Annotated in this window: 21 protein-coding genes; 13 read left to right on the top strand and 8 right to left on the bottom strand. The window is 54.6% G+C overall.

Going from position 1 to position 22,641, the window contains the following annotated elements:
- The first annotated feature begins 161 nt into the window (after nucleotides 1-161).
- The gene (locus KTH_RS02115) at nucleotides 162-1,913 is read left to right on the top strand and encodes a peptide ABC transporter substrate-binding protein (RefSeq protein ID WP_497616167.1); all 1,752 of its coding nucleotides are present in this window, start codon (nucleotides 162-164) and stop codon (nucleotides 1,911-1,913) included.
- 3 nt (nucleotides 1,914-1,916) lie between these two features.
- On the opposite strand, the gene KTH_RS02110 is transcribed toward KTH_RS02115, so the two are convergent.
- The gene (locus tag KTH_RS02110) at nucleotides 1,917-2,066 is read right to left on the bottom strand and encodes a hypothetical protein (protein WP_497616166.1); all 150 of its coding nucleotides are present in this window, start codon (nucleotides 2,064-2,066) and stop codon (nucleotides 1,917-1,919) included.
- Nucleotides 2,067-2,126: 60 nt separating this feature from the next.
- Here KTH_RS02110 and KTH_RS02105 point away from each other — a divergent pair, with 60 nt between their 5' ends.
- From KTH_RS02105 to KTH_RS02080, 6 genes are all read left to right on the top strand, one after another.
- Nucleotides 2,127-2,942 carry a sugar phosphate isomerase/epimerase family protein gene (locus KTH_RS02105; RefSeq protein ID WP_497616164.1) on the top strand — a complete coding sequence of 272 codons (816 nt, stop codon included), beginning with the start codon at nucleotides 2,127-2,129 and terminating at the stop codon, nucleotides 2,940-2,942.
- 37 nt (nucleotides 2,943-2,979) lie between these two features.
- The gene (locus tag KTH_RS02100) at nucleotides 2,980-4,326 is read left to right on the top strand and encodes an amino acid permease (protein ID WP_111322722.1); all 1,347 of its coding nucleotides are present in this window, start codon (nucleotides 2,980-2,982) and stop codon (nucleotides 4,324-4,326) included.
- Between the two features lie 18 nt (nucleotides 4,327-4,344).
- Nucleotides 4,345-5,367, top strand: coding sequence for an SIS domain-containing protein (locus tag KTH_RS02095; RefSeq protein ID WP_111322720.1), 1,023 nt, complete (start codon nucleotides 4,345-4,347; stop codon nucleotides 5,365-5,367).
- A 90-nt stretch (nucleotides 5,368-5,457) separates the two neighbouring features.
- On the top strand, nucleotides 5,458-6,240 hold the full coding sequence (gene frlD, locus KTH_RS02090; RefSeq protein WP_111322718.1) for a fructoselysine 6-kinase: 783 nt from the start codon (nucleotides 5,458-5,460) through the stop codon (nucleotides 6,238-6,240).
- Between the two features lie 97 nt (nucleotides 6,241-6,337).
- The gene (locus tag KTH_RS02085) at nucleotides 6,338-7,057 is read left to right on the top strand and encodes a GntR family transcriptional regulator (protein ID WP_111322716.1); all 720 of its coding nucleotides are present in this window, start codon (nucleotides 6,338-6,340) and stop codon (nucleotides 7,055-7,057) included.
- Nucleotides 7,058-7,168: 111 nt separating this feature from the next.
- Nucleotides 7,169-8,095, top strand: a complete 927-nt coding sequence (locus tag KTH_RS02080; RefSeq protein WP_111322714.1) for a YobF C-terminal domain-containing protein — start codon at nucleotides 7,169-7,171, stop codon at nucleotides 8,093-8,095.
- Here the strand turns inward: KTH_RS02080 and KTH_RS02075 are convergent.
- Nucleotides 8,092-9,090: a LacI family DNA-binding transcriptional regulator gene (locus tag KTH_RS02075; protein ID WP_170142598.1), complete on the bottom strand. Its 999-nt coding sequence runs from the start codon at nucleotides 9,088-9,090 to the stop codon at nucleotides 8,092-8,094. The genes KTH_RS02080 and KTH_RS02075 overlap by 4 nt on opposite strands.
- A gap of 131 nt (nucleotides 9,091-9,221) precedes the next feature.
- Between KTH_RS02075 and KTH_RS02070 the strand changes: the two genes are divergently transcribed.
- On the top strand, nucleotides 9,222-10,808 hold the full coding sequence (locus KTH_RS02070) for a GxGYxYP domain-containing protein (RefSeq protein ID WP_111322710.1): 1,587 nt from the start codon (nucleotides 9,222-9,224) through the stop codon (nucleotides 10,806-10,808).
- 15 nt (nucleotides 10,809-10,823) lie between these two features.
- Here the strand turns inward: KTH_RS02070 and KTH_RS02065 are convergent, their stop codons facing one another.
- The 3 genes from KTH_RS02065 to KTH_RS02055 all read right to left on the bottom strand — a co-directional run bounded on the left by KTH_RS02065 (nucleotide 10,824) and on the right by KTH_RS02055 (nucleotide 14,177).
- On the bottom strand, nucleotides 10,824-12,254 hold the full coding sequence (locus tag KTH_RS02065; RefSeq protein WP_170142597.1) for a PfkB family carbohydrate kinase: 1,431 nt from the start codon (nucleotides 12,252-12,254) through the stop codon (nucleotides 10,824-10,826).
- A 264-nt stretch (nucleotides 12,255-12,518) separates the two neighbouring features.
- Nucleotides 12,519-13,574 carry a M4 family metallopeptidase gene (locus tag KTH_RS02060; RefSeq protein ID WP_111322706.1) on the bottom strand — a complete coding sequence of 352 codons (1,056 nt, stop codon included), beginning with the start codon at nucleotides 13,572-13,574 and terminating at the stop codon, nucleotides 12,519-12,521.
- Nucleotides 13,575-13,847: 273 nt separating this feature from the next.
- Complete coding sequence (locus KTH_RS02055) at nucleotides 13,848-14,177, bottom strand: hypothetical protein (RefSeq protein WP_137686033.1); 330 nt, start codon at nucleotides 14,175-14,177, stop codon at nucleotides 13,848-13,850.
- Between the two features lie 180 nt (nucleotides 14,178-14,357).
- Between KTH_RS02055 and KTH_RS02050 the strand changes: the two genes are divergently transcribed.
- The 3 genes from KTH_RS02050 to KTH_RS02040 all read left to right on the top strand — a co-directional run bounded on the left by KTH_RS02050 (nucleotide 14,358) and on the right by KTH_RS02040 (nucleotide 19,029).
- The gene (locus KTH_RS02050; protein WP_111322702.1) at nucleotides 14,358-14,789 is read left to right on the top strand and encodes a hypothetical protein; all 432 of its coding nucleotides are present in this window, start codon (nucleotides 14,358-14,360) and stop codon (nucleotides 14,787-14,789) included.
- A 323-nt stretch (nucleotides 14,790-15,112) separates the two neighbouring features.
- On the top strand, nucleotides 15,113-18,349 hold the full coding sequence (locus KTH_RS02045) for an ATP-binding protein (protein WP_497616159.1): 3,237 nt from the start codon (nucleotides 15,113-15,115) through the stop codon (nucleotides 18,347-18,349).
- 98 nt (nucleotides 18,350-18,447) lie between these two features.
- Nucleotides 18,448-19,029, top strand: coding sequence for an HD domain-containing protein (locus tag KTH_RS02040; protein WP_111322698.1), 582 nt, complete (start codon nucleotides 18,448-18,450; stop codon nucleotides 19,027-19,029).
- 181 nt (nucleotides 19,030-19,210) lie between these two features.
- Here KTH_RS02040 and KTH_RS02035 read toward each other — a convergent pair whose 3' ends face one another.
- Nucleotides 19,211-19,558: a hypothetical protein gene (locus KTH_RS02035; RefSeq protein ID WP_111322696.1), complete on the bottom strand. Its 348-nt coding sequence runs from the start codon at nucleotides 19,556-19,558 to the stop codon at nucleotides 19,211-19,213.
- 297 nt (nucleotides 19,559-19,855) lie between these two features.
- Between KTH_RS02035 and KTH_RS02030 the strand changes: the two genes are divergently transcribed.
- Nucleotides 19,856-20,479, top strand: coding sequence for a hypothetical protein (locus KTH_RS02030; protein WP_111322694.1), 624 nt, complete (start codon nucleotides 19,856-19,858; stop codon nucleotides 20,477-20,479).
- A gap of 58 nt (nucleotides 20,480-20,537) precedes the next feature.
- On the opposite strand, the gene KTH_RS02025 is transcribed toward KTH_RS02030, so the two are convergent.
- Nucleotides 20,538-21,059, bottom strand: a complete 522-nt coding sequence (locus tag KTH_RS02025) for a GNAT family N-acetyltransferase (RefSeq protein ID WP_170142596.1) — start codon at nucleotides 21,057-21,059, stop codon at nucleotides 20,538-20,540.
- A 359-nt stretch (nucleotides 21,060-21,418) separates the two neighbouring features.
- Here KTH_RS02025 and KTH_RS02020 point away from each other — a divergent pair, with 359 nt between their 5' ends.
- Complete coding sequence (locus tag KTH_RS02020; protein ID WP_497616156.1) at nucleotides 21,419-21,955, top strand: hypothetical protein; 537 nt, start codon at nucleotides 21,419-21,421, stop codon at nucleotides 21,953-21,955.
- 58 nt (nucleotides 21,956-22,013) lie between these two features.
- On the opposite strand, the gene leuD is transcribed toward KTH_RS02020, so the two are convergent.
- Nucleotides 22,014-22,640, bottom strand: a complete 627-nt coding sequence (gene leuD, locus KTH_RS02015) for a 3-isopropylmalate dehydratase small subunit (RefSeq protein ID WP_497616155.1) — start codon at nucleotides 22,638-22,640, stop codon at nucleotides 22,014-22,016.
- Nucleotide 22,641: the final 1 nt, after the last annotated feature.

The raw sequence follows: 22,641 nt of genomic DNA, 5'->3' as shown, positions 1-22,641 counted from the left end.
CGCGAGACGACAGGGAGAAAAGAAGGCACTCTCTTTTCACCATCGCTGTCTCTAATCTCGAAAGCTCGTCGGTTTGTACGATTCTGGCATCACAACACCTTGCCTTTACGACACGATGTCTGGTGTATTTATTCAGTAAACTCCTTTTTCAGGAGAGGGATATGTTAAGACACAAGAAGTTTCGGCATGGGATATTTTCCATTGTCCTGACAATGCTTGCTTTGTTGGTCGTGGCCTGTGGCGGAAGCTCGGGCAATAACGCCAACACAAGCGGCAAGGCAGAGGATCAGATCCTCGTTCTGCCTATCGCTGGCGTTGAGATGGTCAAATCGCTTGATCCTCCGATGATCGGCGAATCAAACTCCAGCAGTGTGGCACGGAAGATCTTTACCGGTCTGGTTGAGTTCGACAACAACCTGAAGTTGAAGGGGCAGTTGGCGCAGGAATTCAAGCAGGAAGCTGATGGCGTGACCTACACCTTCAAGCTGCGCCCGAACATGACCTTCAGCAACGGCGATCCTCTGACCTCAAAAGAGGTTGTGTGGAGCCTGAACCGCGCTCTTGACCCGAAGACAAAGGCCGCAAACGCCGTTTCCTACCTGAGCCTGGTCAAGGGTCTGGATGAGTTCCAGGCTGGTAAGCGTGACACGCTGATCGGCTACAGCCTGCTTGCTCCCGATCCGGGCACTGTGCAGATTGTTACCAGCAAGCGCGCTCAGTACTTCTTGCAGTCGCTCGCGTATGTCACCTCATATGTGGTGAACCCGAAGATTGTTGAGAAGTATGGCGACAAATGGACCGATCATATTGGTGAGGGCGCTGGCGCTGGCCCGTTCATTCTGACCAAAGTGCAGCGTGGCGTCGCGCTGGTTCTGGAGCGCAACGAGAAGTACTACGGTGAGAAGCCGCAGTTGAAGAAGATCGTCCACCCGTTCTATAAGAGCAGCGACGTCGTCTGGAAGTCATACGAGTCCAACCAGGACGTGATGCGCTCTGGCGTCCCTGCTGCCAAGCGCGAGGCCGCCAAGAAGCTGCCGAACGGCCAGTTCACTGAGACCAAGCAGTTGTGGATTTCCTACTTCGCGCTGAACTATCTGGTCTCTCCGTTTGACAACATCAAGATCCGTCAGGCGTTTGCGCTGGCCCTGAACAAGGATGTCCTCTCGACCAACATCGATAAGGGCGCGACAATCCCGACCAACCATATCGTCCCCGAGGGTTCTGACGGCTACAATCCAAACCTGACAGGCCCTGGAGGGGTGAAAGACACCAAAGGTGATCCTGAGCTGGCGAAGAAGCTCTTCGAGGAGGGCCTGAAAGAGAAGGGCCTGACCCGCCAGACAATGCCGACCATCAAGTACACCGCTTCGTTCACCAGCGATGCTGGCAAGCAGTCCGCCGAGGCTGTCCAGCAGATGTGGGAAAAGGCGCTCGGGATCAAGGTTGTAATCGACAACCTTGACTGGAACACCTTCCTCGATGTCACCAACAATGCTCGTGACAACGACAAGGCGCCAATGATCTGGAAGAGCGGCTGGATCGCTGACTATCCCGATCCGCAGAACTGGCTGACTCTGCTGTTCACTGATCCTGCTCAGAATAGCTGGAACTATGGACATGACAAGTCCAAGTCTCCGAACCTGGCCGAGCAGAAAGCAAACATGGAACTGATGCTCAAGGCTGATGAGGAGCCCGACAATGCCAAGCGTATGCAGATGTACAATCAGGCAGAACAGCAGTTGGTCAACGATGTGGCATGGCTCCCGGTGAGCCAGAACAAGACCGCGAGTGTCACCAAGCCCTGTGTCAAGGGTCTTGTTGATAACGCGATGGGCTTGATGGATCCGGATGCATGGAAGGATGTCTACATCTCGACCGACAAACCCTGCCCGAACGTCTCGAAGTGGAAGTAGGGCTTAAAAGGAAATAGCCACTTCAACAACATCAGGTACGCGTAAGATCGCGGCGTTGCCGGAAAGAGGAAACTCTTCCGGCAGCGTTTCTTTTTGGGGGCGCAAGCCCGCCGCGTTGAAAAAACGTCCGCTTCTCTCTTGCAGGGCTTTCAACTTTGTATTATAATGTCATATAACAATGCATAACAAAGATGTATGCAGGGAGATGCGAAGATGAAAATAGCAGGCATGAACATTACGTATCGCTATTATCCATTTGAGGTGTTCCTTGACTCAATGGCAGCTCTGGGAATAGAGGCAATTGAGCTCTGGGGCGGCGCACCTCATTTCTATACTGGCGCTACTTCCACCGAGAAGATACGTCAAACAAAAGAGGCGATACGAGCAAGAGGGCTGGAACTCTGTTGCTTTACCCCCGAGCAGTGCGCATATCCGTTCAACATAGCGGCTGCTGATGCTGAACTTCGTGCTTCCAGCGTTGATTACTTTATTGCCTCACTGCATGCGGCAGTCGAGCTGGAGGCGCCGCTGATGCTGGTTACCTCTGGCCTGGGCTATTTCTCCGAGAAGGACGACGAGCCCTGGCAGCGCTCCGCTGATTCGTTAGCTCAGATCGCTTGTGTGGCTGAACGAGAAGGAATCACGCTGGCACTTGAACCGCTAACCCATTTTGAATCAAATATCGTCACCGATCTTGCAGGACTGAAGCGTATGCAACAGCTTGTGGGTTCTCCGGCGCTGAAAGGGATGCTGGATACTGTGGCGATGCATCTGGCTCATGAAACAGTCTCTCAGTATATTGAGGAGCTCGGAGCTGATTTCGTGCACTTCCATCTGATCGATGGTGATGGAACCTCGGATGCGCATCTTGCCCCTGGAGATGGCGTGTTGCCGCTTGCGGACTACCTTGAAGCGCTCAAGCAGGCGCAGTATACAGGCTTTATCACGCTTGAGGTCATGAGCGGTGACTATGTTCTGCATCCACATGAGACCCTGAAACGATCCTACGAGTATCTGAAGCAATTGTAGTAGAAGCGTCAGCAACGTCGCTAGATTGGAAAACGGTATGAGTAGTCCAGTACTGAAACGCCAGTTGGGCTTCTGGGTCGCGCTGGCGCTTGCCGTCGGAACAACGATCGGTTCCGGTATCTTTGTCTCGGTTGGCGAGGTGGCGAACGCCTCGGGAACCCCTTCCCTTTCCATTTTTGCCTGGGTGCTCGGTGGCTTGATCGCGATTCCGCAAGTGCTGGTGCTGGCGGAACTCTCGACAGCCTATCCCGAGAACGGTGGCGGCTATGTCTATCTCGAAAAGGCGGGATTTCGCCCGCTGGCCTTCCTGTATGGATGGGTGAGCTTCTTTGCACTTGATCCCCCGTCCATCTCCATTATGGCGCTGTCCCTGGTGTCCTATGCGGCGCTGTTATTCCCGGTCCTGGGCGGCATCTGGGGCAAGTTTCTGGCGGTGGCGATTGTGCTGGTGCTGGCAGCAATGCACTATCGCAGCGTCAAAGAGGGTGGGGTGTTTCAGGTTCTGATCACGCTGGTGAAGATTATCCCTTTTGTCGTCGTTATCGGCCTGGCACTTGGCTTCATGCATCCTGAGAATCTCTCTTTTGTGCCCGCGTCGGCGAAGGGCTCCAACGTGATGAGCAGCCTGATGAGTGGTGTTTCCGCAACCACCTGGTCCTATACCGGCATGGCCTCGGTCTGTTATATGGCTGGTGAATTTAAGAATCCCAGTAAGACCCTGCCGCGTGCGCTGCTTGGCTCGACGATCATTATAACGGTGCTCTATACGCTGCTGACGATCGCGGTCACTGGTCTGATGCCTTTTGACAAGCTGATTCATTCGCAGGCTGCCGTTTCGGAAGCGGTATCATTTATTCCGGGGCTGGCTGCGGTGGCAACGCCCTTTATTGCGATCTCGGCGATGATTGTGATCCTGGGCTCATTGAGCTCATGCGTCATGTATCAGCCGCGCCTTGAGAACGCAATGGCGAAAGATGGACTCTTTTTCAAGCTTTTCGGGTATATCCATCCAAAATATGGTACACCTGGCTATTCGATCCTGCTGCAATGCGGGTATGCCATCGTGTTGATCTTTCTGGCAGACCTGCGCACGCTTCTCGGCTATTTTACGCTCGTCATGTTGTTGACCAACATCATGATGTATGCTTCGGTCATCTTCTGCCGAAAGCGTCCCGAATATACGCCTATGTTCCGCATGCCTGTCTGGCCTTTGATGACTGCGCTTGCTATTCTTGGCGCGGCCTGGATGGCCTGGGGAACCTTTATCTGGGCTCCCATTGAAGGCTTGATAGCGGCTCTGGTTGTCTGCGCGACCGGGCTGCCGGTGTACTTCTACTGGGAGAAGAAGAAAAAGCAGGGACAATCACCTTCAACACAAGCATAAAGAAGAGAGGAATCTAATATGTTACAGTTAGATAAATCAAAAGTTGATTTTCTGGTGACCTCGAGCATGGTCGGCGAGGTTGAATCTTTCCTGGAAAGCGGCAAAGCAAAGGTACAGGAGATCGTCAAGCAACTGATCGCCCGGCAGATAGACACCTTCTATTTTGTCGGTTGTGGTAGCTCGATGGCTGTCGGCGACGCAGCGAAGTACCTGCTTGATAAGTACAGCACGCTGAATGCCCATGTCTATACCGGGTGGGAGTTCGTGGATCATACGCCGCTGCGCGTGAACGAGAAGTCCGCGGTTATCGTCATCTCGCATTCGGGAACAACCGAGGAGGTAGTGAAGGCGCTTCGTATCGCAAACGAGCGCGGTGCCGCCACTATCAGCATTGTGAATGAGCGCGAGGGGAACCCGCTTGGTGCGGAGGGCCAGTTTGTGCTTGACTATAACGCTCATGCGATGTGGGAATGTCACCTGCTGGCTGTCTACTTCCTTGCCTGCTTCTTTATTCAGGAGACGCAGCCGTCTGCCGAGGTTGAAAAGATTCTGGCTGATATTCCGAAGCTACCGGCTGTGCTTGGCTACCATATCGAGCACTACGAAGAGACTGCTCGCAAGCTGGCCGAGCAGACCACAGCCTGGAAGGGCTTCTATACGGTTGCGGCTGGTCCATTGGTTCCGCTGGCGTATAAAGAGGGCGTCATCACCAACATGGAATTTATGTGGGGGCATGGTGCGGTGATCGAGAGCGGCGAGTTCCGTCACGGGCCGCTGGAGATCACGGAGGCTGGCGTACCCTTCGTCTTCCTGCTTGGCACCGACGCTTCCCGCCATATCACCGAGCGCGCGCTGAATTTTGTACGCAAATATAAGGGTGAGACGATTGTGTTTGACTACCAGGAACTGGCACAGGGCCTGCATCCTGATCTCGCTCCAATGGTGATGTTTGTGCCGTTAGAGTGGTTCTCGTACTACTTCGCCGTTGTGCATGACCACAATCCTGATAATCGTCGTTATTATGGAGTCGTTGCCTACTAAGTTTTGACTCGATTGACTACGAAAAAAAGCGTATCCCGAGGTGCCTCCATAGCGTGATGCTGTGGGGGCACCCTTCCAATGGAGGAAATGATGAGAATTGCAGCCATTGGCGACAACTGCATTGATGCATACCCCGCGCTACAGAAGTATTTCCCGGGCGGAAACGCGGTAAATGTGGCGGTCTATCTCAGGCGCTATCAGGTCGAGAGTGCGTATGTCGGTGCGGTCGGGCGTGATGCCTATGGTCGCCTGCTCAAGGAATCGCTCAGCAAGCAGGGAGTCGATATCTCGCACCTGCATGAACTCGATGGCTCGACCGCGGTAACGTATGTTGAACTGGTGAACAATGATCGGCAACTGGGCGACTACGAAGAAGGCGTCCTGGCGTCCTTTACGCTCTCCGAGGACGATCTGAGCTTTATTGCCGGGTATGATATGGTGCACGCGGGGATCTGGGGCAAAGTCGAGCAGCATTTTCCCTGGTTCCGCGCGAGAGGCCTGATTACTTCCTTTGACTTTGCCGATAAGCTGGATCATCCGCTTGTGGAGCAGGTATTACCCGCGATCGATTATCCATTCTTCTCATATCATCAAGACGACGCCTATATACGCTCATGCATGCAGCATGCGCATCAGCAGGGCGCGAAGGTAGTGGTGACAACACTTGGCGAGCGTGGAAGTCTGGCATATGATGGTGAGCGCTTCTACACCTGTGGTATCAAGCAGGTTCAGGTAGTTGATTCACTCGGAGCTGGTGACTCTTTTATTGCCGGTTTTCTCTATGGCGTCGGTTCTGGCTATCCAATCGAACGCTGTCTGGAACTGGGCACAGAAGGCGCTGCTATCACTATTGCGTATTTTGGGGCGTGGTGATGATGTTGCCGAGTGCGAGGCAAGGCGCTATAATCGGAAGAAGAACAGAAATGGGAGGTAGGGGCAGGTGACTATTACCAATTTGAGGAGTACCGGGATGGCTCCTCTATATGTGCAGATTCGCCAGTTGTTGCAGGAAGATATCCAGAATGGGCGCTATAAGCCAGAGGAGCGCCTACCGACCGAAGCGGAACTGTGCGAGATGTATAATGTCAGCCGGATCACGATTCGCAAAGCGATCTCTGATCTGGTCGATGATGGGACGCTCACGCGCAAGCCCGGGAAGGGCACGTTTGTGACGTCGCGCAAGATCCGGAATGAACTTCTTTCGGTAAGCGGTTTCGCTGATTTTAGCGCCGAGCTTGGCAAGAAATCGGGCTCTCGCATCATCTCAAGCCAGATTGTACCAGCGACCGAGGCCGATGCGCGGACACTTCGCATTGCTGCCGGTGATCCGCTGCTGCGCCTTGTGCGCCTTCTGTACGTTGATGATCGCCCGCTCTTCCTGGATATCGCTTTCTATCCTCTACAGCACTTTCCGGGATTGGAACAGAAGATAGGGGAAGGTGTCTCAACCTATCATGTGCTGCATGATGTCTATGGTGTTGACATCGAGAGCAATGAGAAAGTGATTGATGTCGTTTTTGCTCGCAAGGAAGAAGCTGACCTGCTTGGTTGTGACGCAGGCTCGACCCTCTTTAAAATCGAGAAAGTGGCCTACGATGCGCATGACAGGCCGGTTCATACGTCCACGTTTATGTGTGAGACCAATAAAGTCAGTTTGACCGTGCAACGGGCCTACAAAAAGCACGAATAGCCTCAGGAGTCAGGATCACCTGGCTCCTTTTTTGATCTTCGGGCAACTCCTGACAGGAGATGTCAGCCTTTGCTGGTAGTGTTGGCTGTGAGCAATGAAAGGAGAACCCGAATGATGCTTCCATACGTTGGTAGTGGAGACTACTGTTATTCAAATAGTTTGCATATGGCGCTGCGTGGTAGTGGAGCCGCCTCTGAAGAAGTACCATTGCCTGGCTTCCTGGAATGCCTGACAACGATGCCTTTTGGCCATGCGTTTCTGAAACGTGGCGAGACTGTACAGTTCTTCTTCGATGGCCTCGACCCGCATCGTGGGCTGACGCGGGCGATTGAGACGCTTGGCTGGACCTGTCAACTCACGCAGGGAGGCGACGAGCAGGCCGCGCTGGAGCGCCTGGCGCTGGCAAAGGGACCGATTCTGGTTGGCCCCGTTGATATGGGCTACCTGACATATAACCCGAACGCGGCTTATGCTCGTGGAGCAGACCATTTTGTGATTGTGCTGGCCGTCGAGCAGGACATAGTGCTGCTGCATGATCCGAAGGGCTATCCATGCGTGCCGCTGGATCTGAAGGCGTTCTTGCAGGCCTGGAAAGCGAAAGCGATCGCCTATACGCAGGAGCCGTTTATCATGCGCTCGGACTTTGTGCGTGTGCGCCAGCCAGGCAGACAAGAGATGATAGCGCAGACGCTTCCGCTGCTGGCCGAGAATGTGCGCGACGATCCGGGCGGCCCGCAGGTTTATGGCAGCGTTCGTGCAATTCGCCTGTTCGCTGACTATCTGCGGGCGGGAGCGCATCCCGGACTTTGTGGGGAGCTGATCTACTTCGCGTTCCCGCTGGCTGCCCGGCGTATGCTGGACGCGGTGTCTTTCCTGCAAGAGGGCGGCTTGAACGAGCTTGCAGGGCTCTTTGAGCAGAAGGCGCGCCTCTTCGGGCAGGCGCAAGCGGTTGCGGTGCGCAAGCAGTGGCATGCGGTTGCCGAGCTGATGGACCGGCTTGCCGCGCTGGAAGAGCGTGTGCTTGCTGTGCTCCCTTAACGCGACGGGCAAGCGGTCGACGCACGGACAAGTAGCGCAGGGGGAAGCAGGATAGGGTCGCTCTGCTCCTGCTTCCCTTCTATCTGGCGTAAAAGCAGCTCGGTTGCTGTTCTGGCAAGCGCGTGTTTCGGGAGCGCAATCGTCGTCAGAGGTGGGTGCAGGTGAGCGCTCAGTTGAATGTTATCCAGCCCGAGAAGCGAGATGTCGTGCGGGATTGAGAGCCCGGCTTCACGAATTGCGTTCATGGCTCCAAGCGCCATCCAGTCGGAGGTAGTGAATATGGCGGTCGGGCGGTCGGGACGCGCGAGGAGCTCCTTCGCGGCTGCATACCCGCTCTCGACGGTCGAATAACCCTGCTGGATCAGCTCAAGCAAGAGCCCGGCTTCGTGGAGGGTGTCGCGAAATCCAGCCAGTCGAAGGGCGTGGCGTGGCTCCTCGACGATCACGGCAATCGAGCGGTGCCCCAGTTCGAGCAGATGGCGGGCGGCCAGCGCCCCGGCAAGGCGAAAGTCGGTGCTGACCTGAGGAAGCACTGCGGGCGGCTTCTCGTTCTCCTGCCAGTCACAGAGCACGACGGGCAGTCCTTGCTGAAAGTGCGGCAGAATACAGGTGATATCAAGACTGGAACCCATAATCAGCAGGCCATCTACCCAGCGACTGACCAGGCGTTCCAGGTGCTGCTGACCGAGCGCCGGGTCATAATGCGTGTTGCAGAGAAGCATCTGGTAGTCGTGTTGTTGGGCAACACGCTCCACTTCTTCCGCGATTTCAGGATAAAAGGGATTCGCGATCGTTGGAAGCAGAAAGCCAAGCGAGAACGTCTTGCGGCGGGCCAATCCGCGAGCGAGCACGTTTGGTCGGTAGCCCATCTCGCGGGCGCATTGAAGGATCCGCTGCCGTGTCGCTTCACTGACGTTATGACGCCCTGCAAGCGCATTTGCGACCGTTGTTTGTGTGACGCCGACGGCTTTTGCGATGTCATAAATGGTGGTCATGTGAGTTCCTTCTGAGATTGAGCGATAAACCTGAAACGCTATTAGCATACTCAAGGGGGCTGTGAGCTGTCAATAGCGTGCCCTTCTGTGGCGTGTGAAACGTAGAGTAGGGGAAAGGAGTTGAAGAGTGTATGAGTCATGAATGGTCACGAACTCTGCCGTGCTTTCAGGCGCCGAGCCGCCTCACGGTCTACTCGCTTGAGGGCATGTCGAATGACACACAGCTTAGCGTCGCGTCGCTGGTAGGGCTGTTGAACCGAGATTGCCCGCAGATCTATCTCCTGGTGCGCCCGGATGACCTTTTCTGGTTGCAGTCCTGTTTCCCTGATCTTCCCTATGACCACTCACCCTTGCGCGGGAAAGCGGTCTTGCTGGAGCTGCTCCGGCGGGCGCGGGCGCAGTTGACCGGCCTGGTCATCTATGATCCCTTTTTGCCCGATAGCATCAATATTGCAACTATGCTGGCAGGACAGAAAGACGCTTTGTTGCTCTCGCCTGCGCTGGCTGCCCGCTATCAACGGGAGCTGGAAGGGCTGCCCGTGCTGTTTGATCTGCGCAAGTTCGGCTGGCGAAGTCGCGTTTCGGCATATCTGTGGGCCTGGGAGCACCTGCGTGCGGAGGCACATGGAACGCTTGTCGCTGGCCTGCCGCCCTCGATTATAACCTTCTTGCGTCCCTATCTGATTGCCACACGCACCTTTACCTACTGGTTGAACCCGTTTCGCGTGCTGCCCGATCGGACCGGTTACTCCGAGTTTCGCCTGATGCGCGAGATCCTCCAGACATACAGGCGGAAGGGGCTGCATCTGGGCTGGTTTGTCAATGAGGGATTCGGCGTGATCCTGAGCTCTCGTGCAGAACTGCCGGTCCTGCCGAGCGACTATTTCTCGAATCTGGAGTTCTGGTCAAGTCAGCCGGTTGCTGCGTTTCCTGCGCCTCTACAAGCAGCCAGCGCGCCGCTTGATCCACAAAAGATCTACGTCTCGTTTACTATGAGCGATGGAGATAACATTCAGTTCCTTCAGGGCAAGATGGCGCAACTCTGGCGTGATGAGGCTCGGGGACAGCTCCCGCTCGGGTGGACGCTGTCACCATTGCTGGGTGAGGCGGCTCCGGCAATGGCCGCCTGGTATCTTCGCACGGCTTCCTCGCAAGATGAGCTGCTGGCCGGGCCAAGCGGGGCGGGCTATATCTTCCCCTCGTTCTGGCCCGAGGAGCGGCTTCCCGCGTTTCTGAACCAGACGACAGCAATGATGGAGGCGTTGCACCTGCGCACGGTTCAGGTGCTTGATGCGAATATCTTTCAGCATCTTCCGCTGGCTGTGCGGGCCGTCAGAACCGGCGCGGGGCTGGCTTTGATCCACGCGGGACGGCAGCAGCAGTATGCTGAGGCGCTGGCGGCACATGGCATGCGGGGCGTCCTGAGTGGCGGCGGACAGCGTCGGCCCTCGTGGCGTCTGCTGGAAGGGCTGCCTATCTGTCAGAATATCGGCATGGCAAAAGATGAAACACATGCATTGGCGCTCATTCAGGATGCAGTGGCAGGCAACCGCCAGCGCCCGTTGTTTCTGAATCTCTACGTTCAGGCGTGGACCATGACACCTACTGATCTCAAGCGGCTTGTAGAACGGCTGGAGCGGCTGGACAGCACGTTTGCTTTTGTGACACCGGGCACGCTCCTGAGCCTGTATCGTTGTTCATTGGAGACAAGTAGATAGAGCACGAATGCCCTGCTAGGCTGATTGCTCTGGCTCGCCTGCCTCGCCTAACAGTGGAATAAGTACCACCTGAGCGTTCACAGCTTCCGCTGCCTGTACCTCTATGGCTGGCAGGTCGCTATGATCTCCGCCTTTTATATAAATAGTCGGGCGTATCTTCTCAAGCAGAGCGTGCGCGGTTGGCTCATTGAAGAGCAGCGCATAATCGACCAGGCCGAGCGCGGCAACCAGCGCCAATCTATCCGAGGCCGAATTGATTGGCTTGCGGGGCCCTTTGAGCTCCTGGACGCTCTGTTCGCTGTTAACACCGACAACCAGCACATCGCCATATTGGCGTGCGGTACGCAAAAAGTAGAGATGCCCTACATTTAAGATGTCAAAGACGCCGCTGGTCAGCACGATGCGTTTTCCCTGCTGGCGTTGGGCTTCAAGCAGCGCCAGGAGTGTTTCTTCATCTGGCGTGGTATTCCGGGAGGCGCGGAGACTGATACGCTGAAGCAGCTCCTGGTGGGTGACGACGGCGGTTCTGGGACGGCTGACAGCGATATTTGCAGCCTCACAGGCGATGCCAGTCGCTTCTTCAAGGGAAAGATGAGCGGTCAGAGCCAGGGTCAGTGTGGCGGCGAAGGTATCGCCCGCGCCGACGTCGTGCGGCTGCGAGACCGGGTGTGTGGGTATCTGAGCCTGCGTGCCATCGCGCTTGAGCAGAACCGCCCCTTTTTCGGCACGTGTGATAAGAATCGTTTCCGCCTCCATGTGTTGTTGCAGTGTGGTAGCAATCTGCCAGATATCATCCGAGACGCACCCGAAGCCGTAGGCGGTCATGCGTGCCTCTGTCTCATTTGGGGTGATAACCGTGGTGGGTAGCTGCCGAAAGCGCAAGAGATCCTGTGAATCGAGAATGAGCGGCTTTGCATGCTTGCTTTGAAGCTGGCAGAGGGCCTCGATGATATGGGGAGCGAGTACACCATAACAGTAATCAGAGACGATCAATGCATCACACCAGCTATACCATTTTTCCAGGCGGGCAAGGAGTTCCTGATAACAGGTCTCTTCATAGATGTGCCCGCGTACGGCTCCTTCGTCCAGCCGGGCGACATAGTGATGCTCGGTCAGAATGCGGCACTTATGGGGAGTTGTCTGTTGCTGGCTGGTGATAAACTCAAGCGTATCGAGCGTATGCAGCTCCTGTTTCAGCAGATCGGCGGCGCGGTCCGAGCCCACAATGCTTAAAAAGACGACCTCGGCTCCCAGGGCGCTCACGTTGGCGGCGCAATTGGCGGCTCCTCCGGGAATGTGGATCTCTGCGACCTTGTTCAGAAGCGGTACCGGAGCCTCGCGACAGAGGCGGCTTGACTCGGTTTCTATATAGGTATCCAGAAGTGCATCACCTAGCACCAGGATCTTTTTCTGACGAAAACGACGGACGCTTTCGATACTCGTCATGCTGGCGTCTCTTCCTTTAGTTGTAGTGAGAAGAAATAGAATAGTCAAAAACTGGTATTCGCAGTCAGTATAAGCCGAACTGAAAGGATTGCCAAGCGGTAACAGGACCTTTTGTATGGGCCTTCGAGCGCTTTTTGAGGGGATGAGTCTATCAGCAAGAATGCCGGGGTGATTTCTGGCTGTGACTGCGAGAAAAAGGTTCCCCATACGGATCATGTGGGGAACCCGGAGCGTTATTTCAGAGAGAATGAAAAGGGTTTTGCTTTATATGGAGACTCCGACCTCATTCCAGGCCTCCTGAACAGCTCTATATTCGGGGCCTTTGCCGTAGAGCTTGTCCGCGTTTTCCAGGGTACGCTTTGCGAACTGGCGGAAGGTGCTATAGGGCAACAGCTTCTTGTCGCGCAGGGTGTCATACCAGATGCGTCCGGCTTTCTCCCAGGCATAGCCACCGATTTTTGTTGCCGTAAGGTAGAAGGCGCGGTTGGGTATGCCGGAATTGATGTGAACGCCACCATTGTCATCGAATGTCTGGACATAGTTGCGCATATGGTCCGGCTGAGGATCTTTTCCGAGAATGGGGTCATCGTAGGCCGTGCCAGGCGCTTTCATCGAGCGAATACCCTGGCCTTTGACCCGCGAGGTGAAAAGACCGGCGCCAACCACCCAATCAGATTCCTCGGCTGTCTGCTTGAGCGCGTATTGCTTGGTCAGGATGCCGAAGACATCGGAAATGGACTCATTGAGCGCTCCCGGCTGGGCCTCATAGATGAGATGCGCTTCATGTTCCGTGACGCCATGAGTGAGCTCGTGGCCGATCACGTCTACCGCGACCGTGAAGCGGTTAAAGAGGTCGCCATCACCATCACCGAAGACCATATATGAGCCATCCCAGAACGCGTTGATATACGATCGGCCATAGTGCACCACGCCTTTGAGCGCCATTCCCTTATTATCGATTGAATTGCGCCTGTAGACCTCCTGGTACAGCTTGTAGGTTGCTCCCAGGCCGTCGTATGCCTCGTTGACGGCGGGGTCACTCACTTCCGGGCTGCCCTCAGTGCGGACGCTGTCGCCTGGAAGCTCGCTTGTATTGTGTGTATCGTAGATGGTACGCTGCACGGTGCGGGCTTTTTCCGGCGTTGGTTGTGCCGCGGTGCTGGTGGCGCGTTGAACGTTTGCCCGACTGGTACGAAGGCGCTGGTCAAGCTCTTGCATTTCCTGTATGCGGCTACGTTGTTGCGGGGAGCCATTTTTCTTGATTGCATCGGTGATGTATGGAGGAATAATTGACAGGATGGAACGAGTCGTAGCAGCCATAACACATCTTCCCTTTCCAGCCACAGTTCATGACTGACGATACGATAAACAGTGGAAAGTCCTTTTCCGGTAGAAACCAGTTACAGAACTTCCTTATGTATTATACCACGAAACAACAGAGAAAAAGAAGACAAACACCTGTCTATCTATGCAGCTATAGTGGTGAGCATGGAACGAAAAGAGTGCAACTTGTATTCTAGCAATGATAGGAGTAAGGCAAAAAAGAGCGTGATAGTGCATCCAGACCTATCACGCTGAGAAGAGATGTTTGCTTTATTCCTCTTCTTCTTCTCCCCAGAGACCTCGTTCGCTGAAATCGTCGGTTTTCGTGCGACGGCGGCGAGGCACTTCGGGCTGTTCCATGAGGGCATAGACAAAATCGCCAGAGCGGTAGAGCTGCTCTTCTTTGCGGCCAGTTGTTCTCTCGATGTAACTGAGAATCCAGTCAGCATCATCCTGACGCAGCTTTTGTACGCGAATCTGTTGACCACCAAGCATCAGGATATCGCCAGTTTCGACCTCGGTAATAGGTTTCCATTTCCAGGGGCAGGGAGTGGCCCCGAAACGAATCTGCATATGGTGCTTCTCTGATGACTCTTGCAAGGTGTCTCTCCTCTTCTCACCTGCCTGTCTTTATGCGTTTGAGGCGCAGGGTTTTGCTGATCATAGTATAGCAAAAGAGGGCAGAAAATGGCAAAAAACGATCAGGCACTTTGCATTGATGTGCGTTCTTTTGGTACGATATGAGCGAAAATCAATTACGTTTGAACAGGATGTAACGAGATGTTTGTGAAGTTCCTTCAGGTCGCGCTCCCATTGCTCTGGGCGGGCCTGGTTTTCGGTATATCATTTTTAGAAGCGCCACTCAAGTTTCGTGCTCCCGGGATTACCCGCACGCTTGGTCTGGGAATTGGACGCATTGTATTCGCGGCCCTGAACAAAGTGGAGTTCGTGCTTGCCATCTTGCTGCTGGTGGCATTTCTGCTTCATGTGCCGGGAGGGTTGAGCTGGCTGCTGTGCGTGCTCTGTCTGGTGGTGCTGCTGGCCCAGACGCTGTGGCTGACCCCGATTCTCAACAGGCGTATTGTGCTGGCGCAGAAGGGCACACCTGCGCCCCCGACCTATCATCACTGGCTTTTTATTGTCGCGGAGGCGGTCAAGCTTCTGCTCTTGCTTGCCTTGAGCTATACGACCGCTCAGCTCTACATTGTATAATATATTGATAATGGATTGTCTTCTATCCAGGTATACTATCCATACATCTGAATGGATAGTAGATACGGTGTAGAGCTTTTATAGAAATTGCGCTCGACGTGGCCGGGAGAGGAAAGAACGGCTCTTCTTTCGGCGGCTTCGAGCGCCTGAAGATATTTCCACTGCTTGTCCCTCCTGTAAACCTCTATTCCCTCGTCAAATACTGGAAACCTGTGCCAGATTGCTTCTTCTTATTTTCCTGTGGCTGTGTTAAAATAAGGAATATATTTTCTGTTCTTCATCTATTTCATATTGTTTTATTCCTCACGAAAGAAGGTTCCTTCATGGCTGAAGAGCGAAAGTTGGTGTCTATTCTCTTTGCGGATGTTACAGGCTCGACGGCTCTGGGTGACGCGCTTGACCCCGAGGATGTGCGTACGCTAATGGGGCGCTACTATGCGATTGCGCGTGAGGTGATTCCGGCACATGGTGGCACCCTGGAGAAGTTTATTGGTGATGCGATTATGGCTATTTTTGGCCTGCCCAAAGCGCTTGGAGATGATGCAGAACGCGCTCTGGCGGCGGCGCTGGCTCTGCGCGAGCGGGTGGCGAATGATGAGTTGCTTGGTCCTGTCTTTCAGTTACGGATCGGCGTCAACACTGGCGAGGTGATAGCGACAAGTGATCCGTCCAGTGGCGAGTTTCTGGCAACTGGTGATGCGGTCAATGTGGCAGCTCGCTTGCAACAGCACACCAACCCGGATGAGATCGTTGTGGGAGAGCGTACATGGAAAGCGACCGAGCACGCCTTTTGCTTTGAGCAGCCGCGTATGGCCGAGGTGAAGGGAAAACCCCGCCCGATTGCTTTGTATCCGCTGATCGGGCCGCGTGCGACGCGCAAGCAGGAACGGCCTCCACTGGTCGGGCGCAAACAAGATTTGATGCAGCTTGCCCTGCTCTGGGAGCGCGTGTTAGAGGAGGAGCGCCCGCAACTGGTCTCGATCATGGCGCCCGCGGGAACCGGAAAGTCTCGCTTGCTCGAAGAATTTCTTGATACACTTGGTACCGAGGCAGAATATCACGTCGCAGTTGCCCGCTGTTTGCCATATGGGCAGCAGATTGCCTATTTCCCTCTTCGAGGTCTGCTTGCTCAACTGCTTGGCGCCGAGAGCAAGATGACCAGAGAGTACATCAGCAGTCTCTTTGTGGCTGCCGGGTACCAGCAAACAGATGCAGAACGATCCGCTGAGGTCATTTTGAGCACATTGGGAATTGAGGGTGAAAAGAGTAGTGATCGCGAAAGTATCTTTTCAGCCTGGCGGCTCCTGATTGAGGTATTGAGCCGTGCGACGCCGCTTATTCTGGTGTTTGAAGATTTGCATTGGTCGAGTAACAGCCTGCTTGATCTGGTTGACTCTCTCACGGCAATGCGTACAAATACGCCGTTGCTGCTGCTCACGTTGAGCCGTCCCGAGTTGCTGGATCGGCGGCCAAACTGGGGAGGCGGACGCCAGAACTTCACGTCGCTGGCGCTACGGCCGCTTTCGGCCCGGCAGACACGCGAGCTGATTCGCAAGCAAGCAGCAGAGCTTGACCCGGAGGTGATGGCACAGATTGTTGATCGGGCTGGCGGGAATCCCTTCTTTGCGCTTGAACTCATTCGGGGCCTGAAAGAGCGCGGGCTAACCGAGAAGAAAGCGGCGCTCAATCAGCTTCCTGACACGGTCCATTCGGCTATTCTGGCTCGCATGGACCAGCTACAACCACAGGAGCGAGCAATCTTACAGGTTGCGGCGGTGGCCGGGCGCGGCTTCACCCTGCCCATGCTGGCTGAGGCGTTGAGCGAGTACAGCCTGCATGAGATCGCGGCGGCGCTGGTAGAGCTGCTTGAACGTGATATTATCGAACACACCGAAAAGAACGCCTATACTTTCCAGCATGTGTTATTCTGTAATGTTGCCTATAAGACGCTCTCCCGTACACAGCGCATTGGTCTGCATGAGCGTATCGCGGCCTCACTGGAAGCGGTGGCCGGCGAACGGCTTGACGAGCAGGTCGAGATGATCGCGTATCACTATCAGGAAGCAATCAGGCTCTCGCGCCAGTCGGCGGTGCGAATGCCTCTCACGCTGGATGTGCCGAAGGCGCTGCGTATCTTGCGGCGTGCGGCCCGGCAGGCGAACCAGATTGGTGAAGTGGAAGAGGTCAATGCGTATCTGCAAAGTGCGATCTCGATTGCTCCTGAGAGTGAGCTGATCTCGCTCTATGAGCAGCTTGGTGACAGTCTGGGCTTCGCGCTGGCAACAAAAGAGGCGTATCAAAAGGCCCTGGAATATTGGGAGAAGAGCAAGCAAGCGCAGGGAGAAGATCCTGACTTTCTCCGAACGGGTGCGCGCCTGCTGCGGAAACTGATCATCTATTATGAGCGTGGGTCGGGAAACGAGATCTACGGTATCGAAGAGCTTCCACAGTGGCGCGAACGGGCGCAAGTGCTGGCCGAGCAGGCAGGCGATCAGGACGAGCTGCACTATCTGGCTATCTGTGATGGTTTCTTTATCTCTGTGTTGTCGAATCTGGCGCGACCATTGCCGCAGGATATTGAGGAGCGGGTCCAGCGGCTTCAGGAGGCGTGCAGCTACTTTGAGCAAAAGGGCGATCAGGAGGCGCTGAATATCGCTCTAGACGCGTTAATCAGCCATTATGTGCGGTTTGGTAGTGTGGAAAAAGCGGTGCCGCTGGCTCAGAAGCGCTTGCAGATTTCCGGTTTGCCTGCGAGCGAACGGGCGGACGCCTGGCAAATGTTGATCCGTTCCTATGTGGTGCAGGGCAACTACTCTGCCAGTGTACAGGCACTTGAACAGGCCTTCGGCGAGCTTTTGCCCGGTCAGACCCCGACGTATCTCGTTTCCTCGATTCGGACAGTGATTGAGGCGGCGTTTGAGCGGGGACGGTGGGACGATGTGGAGCGCTGGTTTGCGGTCATTGAGAGCGTGTATCTCCCCTTCTTCAGTGATGAGGCGTATGATCCAAGCCTGGCCCATCTGGTCGGGATAGGCAGCTATCTGACCGCCTTACAGATCGCGCTGTTGCAGGAAGATCAGGCGCGGTGTGAGCGCTACATTCCGCTGCTCAAGCGGTTTGGCGAGCTACTTGCGGAACAGAAGAAGGTGCTGGATGCGGAACTCTCCCTGCTCCTTGATGGAGAGCTGCCGGAAGAGCTGAAGGAGCTGTATCACACGCATCTCTTCGTCACGATAGAGGGTATGAAGGTCTATAATCAGCGTGGGGAGGCCCGGCCGTCGCGCATTCTGGAGACGTTGTCCAATGATGGTCGCATTGATAGGAAGATGAGGGCGCATCTGGACCTGAATCAGGCGCTGCTTGAGCGGGACTATGAACGCGCGAATGAGCTTGTGACGCAGCTTGAGTGCCTGGGGCGAGTGGTGTTTGCGGCTCACATGAAGATTGTCCTTGCCGAGCTGACCGGCGATCTCACCCGGTTGACTGGCGTCCGTCCGCTGCTTGAAGGCTTGCAAGATCGCGTTTTCTTGCGCCGTCTGGAAGCGCTTGAAGCCGCCTGAGTATTCGTTTCCGAGTAGCTGTCTGGCTCCTTTTGTGCTATGCTGGTGAGTCCCCTGGTTGTTGGGGGAAAAGATGTGGGTGAAAGGAGCGCACTACGTTGGAAAATATAACGAACAAATTTGAAAATATCGTGAAATATGTGTATGAGGCGGGCTATTTGAAGCATTTGAAGCGGGCCGGGTGGTCGATGCTTGGCATTCCGGCCCCGGAGAGTGTGGCAGAACATACCTTTCGTACAGCCATTCTCGGTTATATGCTTGCTTCGCTAGAGGGTGCAGATCCACAGAAGACGGCGACCATTTGCCTGTTTCACGATATCCCCGAGGCGCGGATAGGTGATCTGCATCGTGTGGCGCGGCGGTATATCGACGCGAAAGAGGGCGAGGCTGAAGCGTTCGCCGAACAGATGCAACGGCTTCCTGAGGAGGCTGCAAAGCACGTCACCGCGCTCTTTCGCGATTATGAAGAGGGACTCTCGCAAGAAGGCGTGCTGGCGAAGGATGCCGATCTGCTGGAATGCCTTGTACAGGCGCGCGAGTATCAGGTGCAGGGCTACGCCGGTGTAAGCGATTGGATTGAGGGCTGCTACAAGGGCCTGCGTTCGGCTTCAGCGAAGCAACTGGCGGATGTCTTTTTGCGGGTTGACCCACAGGAATGGTGGAAAGGGCTTAAGAAGTAGATCGTTGCGTGATGGCGCACATTCGGCAGGGTGGTGATGGGAAGCGAAGAATAGCGCGGGGATGCTGTTCTGATCGCGCAGAATGAATAGCCTTTTGCAGGTAGCTTCTGGTAGAACAGTATCCGTATTTCTGGCTAGAAAAGTGGCGCTCGATGAATACAGGTCGAGCGCCAGTGCTGTTCTAGGTTCGTTTGGCCTCATGCTCTTTTTGTTGCACACTCCATTCATAGTAGTCCTCGTCGCGTCGGACGCCACCTGGTGAGACAAGGGGTTCCCATATGGGCTCGGTCGGCAGGAAAGGGAGCGCCTGCCTGCGTAGCTCTGCTTCCACTTCGTCCCGGCTGAGAAGCGGAACCAGTGTCTGTGTGTCCGGGTCGGTGGGCGTGTGATATTCCAGCATGTAGCGGCCGCTGCTCAACTGGCTGATGGTTGCTGTGACTCCCTGAGCGTTCTCAGCCTTTGCTTGCCGCGAGGATGATTGCTCTAACGCCGCCCAGAGCGTATATCGAACCGTCTCTGTCTGTTGCATAGTTGTTTCCTCTCCTGGCTACTGCATCAATACCATACAATCCTTACCACGTTTGGCCCCGGGACTTTCGTTGCCTACTTACCTCTTCTATTGCAGCAACCGAGGAGATGCAAATCTATGGTCAACATGAAAATACTATTTCTCTATAAGGAAAATAGCATTCTCGTATTTCTATTTCTCTCTGTGAAATAAATTGGAGATACAATTATAATTTGTATTATAGGCCCGAAATGAGTAAATTTCGGAAAAAAGAAGAAACTGTTAAGTTTTTTGGATTGGAAGGAGTACTATGCAATCATGCAGCTACTTGTAAAGCAGACAGATATTGAGGAATTTGAAGCATTATGGAAGATATATGTACATTATTTCGGTGAAGAAGGGATGGGTTGGCGAGAGAATTGTCTGCGGTTTCTGCAATGTGCCTACTGTAACTGGACGCTAAAGGATGGCGATCAGGTGGTTGGCGGCTTTGCCCTGCATCATCTTGTCCCCTCGTTCCTTGACGATATTCTGAGCGGGCGGCGGGCAGATAATGAGGTTGCCCTGCATCACATGGTTCCGGTGGAGCCGGGCAAGCCCATTCGGCTGTATGTTGCGGTGATGGCGATTGATGCGACCCTGCCGCTGCACCTGAAGCGCCTCTACGCTGGCTGCTTGACCGCGTCTTTCGCCCGGATCATGCTGGCGCTGCGGGCGATGGATATCCGGCTTGAAACTATTTATGGAGTTGCCGTGACCGCGGAGGGGAATCATATCTTGCGCCGTTTCGGGTTTGTGCCGCTGGAAGGGGGCATTCATCAGGGACTTATCCGGGCGTATCATTTCCCGGTAGATGCGCGGGGTGTTCAGCGGCTTGAGCAGATTAGCAAGCTTGCACCCGGGGTTGAAGTTCAAATGCCGGTGGTTGAGGTTGCTCTATAGCGAGCGCGGGGTTGAACGCTGTGGGGCTTGCTCCAGAACGTTCAACCCATTAGTGGCTTTATTCGCCTCGTAGTTTGCTGTAGAGCACGAGGTCATGCCAGTCTCCGGCCCGCCACTGTGCTTTGCGCAGGATCCCTTCGCGTGTGAAGCCTGCTTTTTCCAGCAAGCGTTGAGACGGGATATTTTCAATATCGGCGGACGCTTCTACGCGGATGATCTGGTAGGTAGCGAACAGGTACGCGGTGAGCATCTGAACGGCTTCCGTACCATATCCCTTGTGGCGTGCCTGCGCAAAGAGATGAATGCCAAGCTGATAGGCCGAACTTCTCGGGCTATAGTTGACCCGCCTGTAGGAGATGGTCCCGACTATTTCCTGATCCAGCGTTTCCACAACCAGTGTGCCATGCTTCTCATCGAAGAGGTGTCCCTGTTCGTCAAAGTGCCTCGACAGCGAGCCGGGAGCCGTCAGCCCGAAATTGTTGAAGCTGTGCTGAAAATCTTCGGTCATTTCATCTTTTTCGATAATGGCGCAATCTTCCCGTGCAATCGGACGAAGGCGAATTCTGGTGCCGTAAAGCAATCTATCTCTCTCCTTGCTTGTTTGATTCTTTCCGCCTTGTAAGCGGCTTGTCAAAATAAGATCGAAACCACTGTATGCGTCTACCTATTATAGTCCACCCATGAGCGGTATGGCTGTGTTTTTTTTCACAGAAGCGCTGACTTTCAGGGGACAGGAAAAATAGGCTATGAGCCTCGTTCTGGCAGTAGAGCGCCATGAGCATCAGGTGAAGCGAGTAACGCATGAAAAAGCTTGCCTTCTCGCCCTCCCCTGTTGTATTCTTTCCGCAGAAGTGTGATTATGCTCTATAGTCTTTCCCCATGCCCCTTTTTATGGAGATAATACCCGTTCTTTATGATGAAAGGAAGCATCAAGCATCTATGAGTCTGCTTTTTGAGGAGAAAAAGTATCTATTAAGCGAGCCATTTGCGGCGTTTCAGCAGTCCAAGCAGAGAACTATAGGGCAGCATATTCTTTCATTGGATTCCCGGCAGATTGGCACGGTGGCGCTTCCCTCCGGTCGTCTGGCGGTGTTTGATCCAGCGCTCCATGCGCGAACGTTCATTGATGGCATAGAGCCGGGAAGCTATCCCTTGCTGCTTGCGACTGCTCTGGACGAGCATCCTGAGCTCGGGGAATTTGTGGCCTATGCGGCTCTCTGTGTGCGTGACACCCTCCCGGTGCGGTGGGTTGATCATGGTCAGCGTATATCTATAGTTTCAGATGTGTTATATTGCTGTGATGTGGCGCGAGAAGGGCAGCCGTTGACGGTTTCGTTGCGGGATGAAGAACTGTGGAGGATGGACGAGGGGGCAACGCTGCTGTCCGCGTGTACCGAGCAGGTGGCGCTCCACAACGGCTATGATGCGCAAGGGCATCTGGCCTGCGTCCTGTTTGATCTCAACATGTTGTATTGAAAAAAAGATGGTTGCCCGTATGCACCCGGGCATGCAGGCAACCAACTGGAGATGTGCTTCAGGAAGCCGCGTAGGCATCGAACCAGGGAGTTGTATTCTTCCGCCTGGACTCAAACGCCGCAATATCCTCCTGATATTGCAATGTGCGGTCGATCGCGTCCAGGCCGAGCATCAATGCCTCTTTGCGGAACGGATCGATCTCGAAGGTGAAGGTCTGCTGGTCTGGCGTGATGACGCTCTGAGTGCCGAGATCAACGGTCAGGCTATAGCCTTCGTTTGCCTCAACCTGCTGAAACAGGTACTGCACGGTCTCTTCTGGCAGCTTGAGCGGCAGGAGACCGATATTGAAGCAGTTGTTGTAGAAGATATCGGCGAAGCTTGGAGCGATGATGACCCGGAAACCGTACTCATGCAGCGCCCAGGGAGCGTGTTCGCGTGAGGAGCCGCAGCCGAAGTTCTCGCGAGTCAGCAAGATGGTTGCGTCCTTGTAGCGGGGCTGATTCAGCTCGAAATCGGGGTTCGGCTCTTTTGAGTTGTCTTTATAGCGCCAGTACGCGAACAGGCCATCGGCGAAGCCTGTGCGTGACACGGTTTTCAGATAGACCGCTGGAATAATCGCATCAGTGTCGACATTTGCGCGATTCAGCGGCATGACTTTTCCTTGATGAACTGTCAGTGCTTCCATT

It is taken from the genome of Thermosporothrix sp. COM3 (genome assembly GCF_059696735.1).
This window is presented reverse-complemented; position numbering and strand designations above follow the sequence as displayed.

Bases quoted from the DNA above. Each gene is read 5' to 3' on its own strand.
- KTH_RS02075 (WP_170142598.1), bottom strand. From the start codon at position 9,090: ATGACCACCATTTATGACATCGCAAAAGCCGTCGGCGTCACACAAACA.
- KTH_RS02050 (WP_111322702.1), top strand. From the start codon at position 14,358: ATGTTTGTGAAGTTCCTTCAGGTCGCGCTCCCATTGCTCTGGGCGGGC.
- KTH_RS02045 (WP_497616159.1), top strand. From the start codon at position 15,113: ATGGCTGAAGAGCGAAAGTTGGTGTCTATTCTCTTTGCGGATGTTACA.
- KTH_RS02030 (WP_111322694.1), top strand. From the start codon at position 19,856: ATGCAGCTACTTGTAAAGCAGACAGATATTGAGGAATTTGAAGCATTA.
- KTH_RS02035 (WP_111322696.1), bottom strand. From the start codon at position 19,558: ATGCAACAGACAGAGACGGTTCGATATACGCTCTGGGCGGCGTTAGAG.
- frlD (WP_111322718.1), top strand. From the start codon at position 5,458: ATGAGAATTGCAGCCATTGGCGACAACTGCATTGATGCATACCCCGCG.
- KTH_RS02080 (WP_111322714.1), top strand. From the start codon at position 7,169: ATGATGCTTCCATACGTTGGTAGTGGAGACTACTGTTATTCAAATAGT.
- KTH_RS02100 (WP_111322722.1), top strand. From the start codon at position 2,980: ATGAGTAGTCCAGTACTGAAACGCCAGTTGGGCTTCTGGGTCGCGCTG.
- KTH_RS02095 (WP_111322720.1), top strand. From the start codon at position 4,345: ATGTTACAGTTAGATAAATCAAAAGTTGATTTTCTGGTGACCTCGAGC.
- KTH_RS02065 (WP_170142597.1), bottom strand. From the start codon at position 12,254: ATGACGAGTATCGAAAGCGTCCGTCGTTTTCGTCAGAAAAAGATCCTG.
- KTH_RS02020 (WP_497616156.1), top strand. From the start codon at position 21,419: ATGAGTCTGCTTTTTGAGGAGAAAAAGTATCTATTAAGCGAGCCATTT.
- KTH_RS02105 (WP_497616164.1), top strand. From the start codon at position 2,127: ATGAAAATAGCAGGCATGAACATTACGTATCGCTATTATCCATTTGAG.
- KTH_RS02060 (WP_111322706.1), bottom strand. From the start codon at position 13,574: ATGGCTGCTACGACTCGTTCCATCCTGTCAATTATTCCTCCATACATC.
- KTH_RS02070 (WP_111322710.1), top strand. From the start codon at position 9,222: ATGAGTCATGAATGGTCACGAACTCTGCCGTGCTTTCAGGCGCCGAGC.
- KTH_RS02115 (WP_497616167.1), top strand. From the start codon at position 162: ATGTTAAGACACAAGAAGTTTCGGCATGGGATATTTTCCATTGTCCTG.
- KTH_RS02085 (WP_111322716.1), top strand. From the start codon at position 6,338: ATGGCTCCTCTATATGTGCAGATTCGCCAGTTGTTGCAGGAAGATATC.
- leuD (WP_497616155.1), bottom strand. From the start codon at position 22,640: ATGGAAGCACTGACAGTTCATCAAGGAAAAGTCATGCCGCTGAATCGC.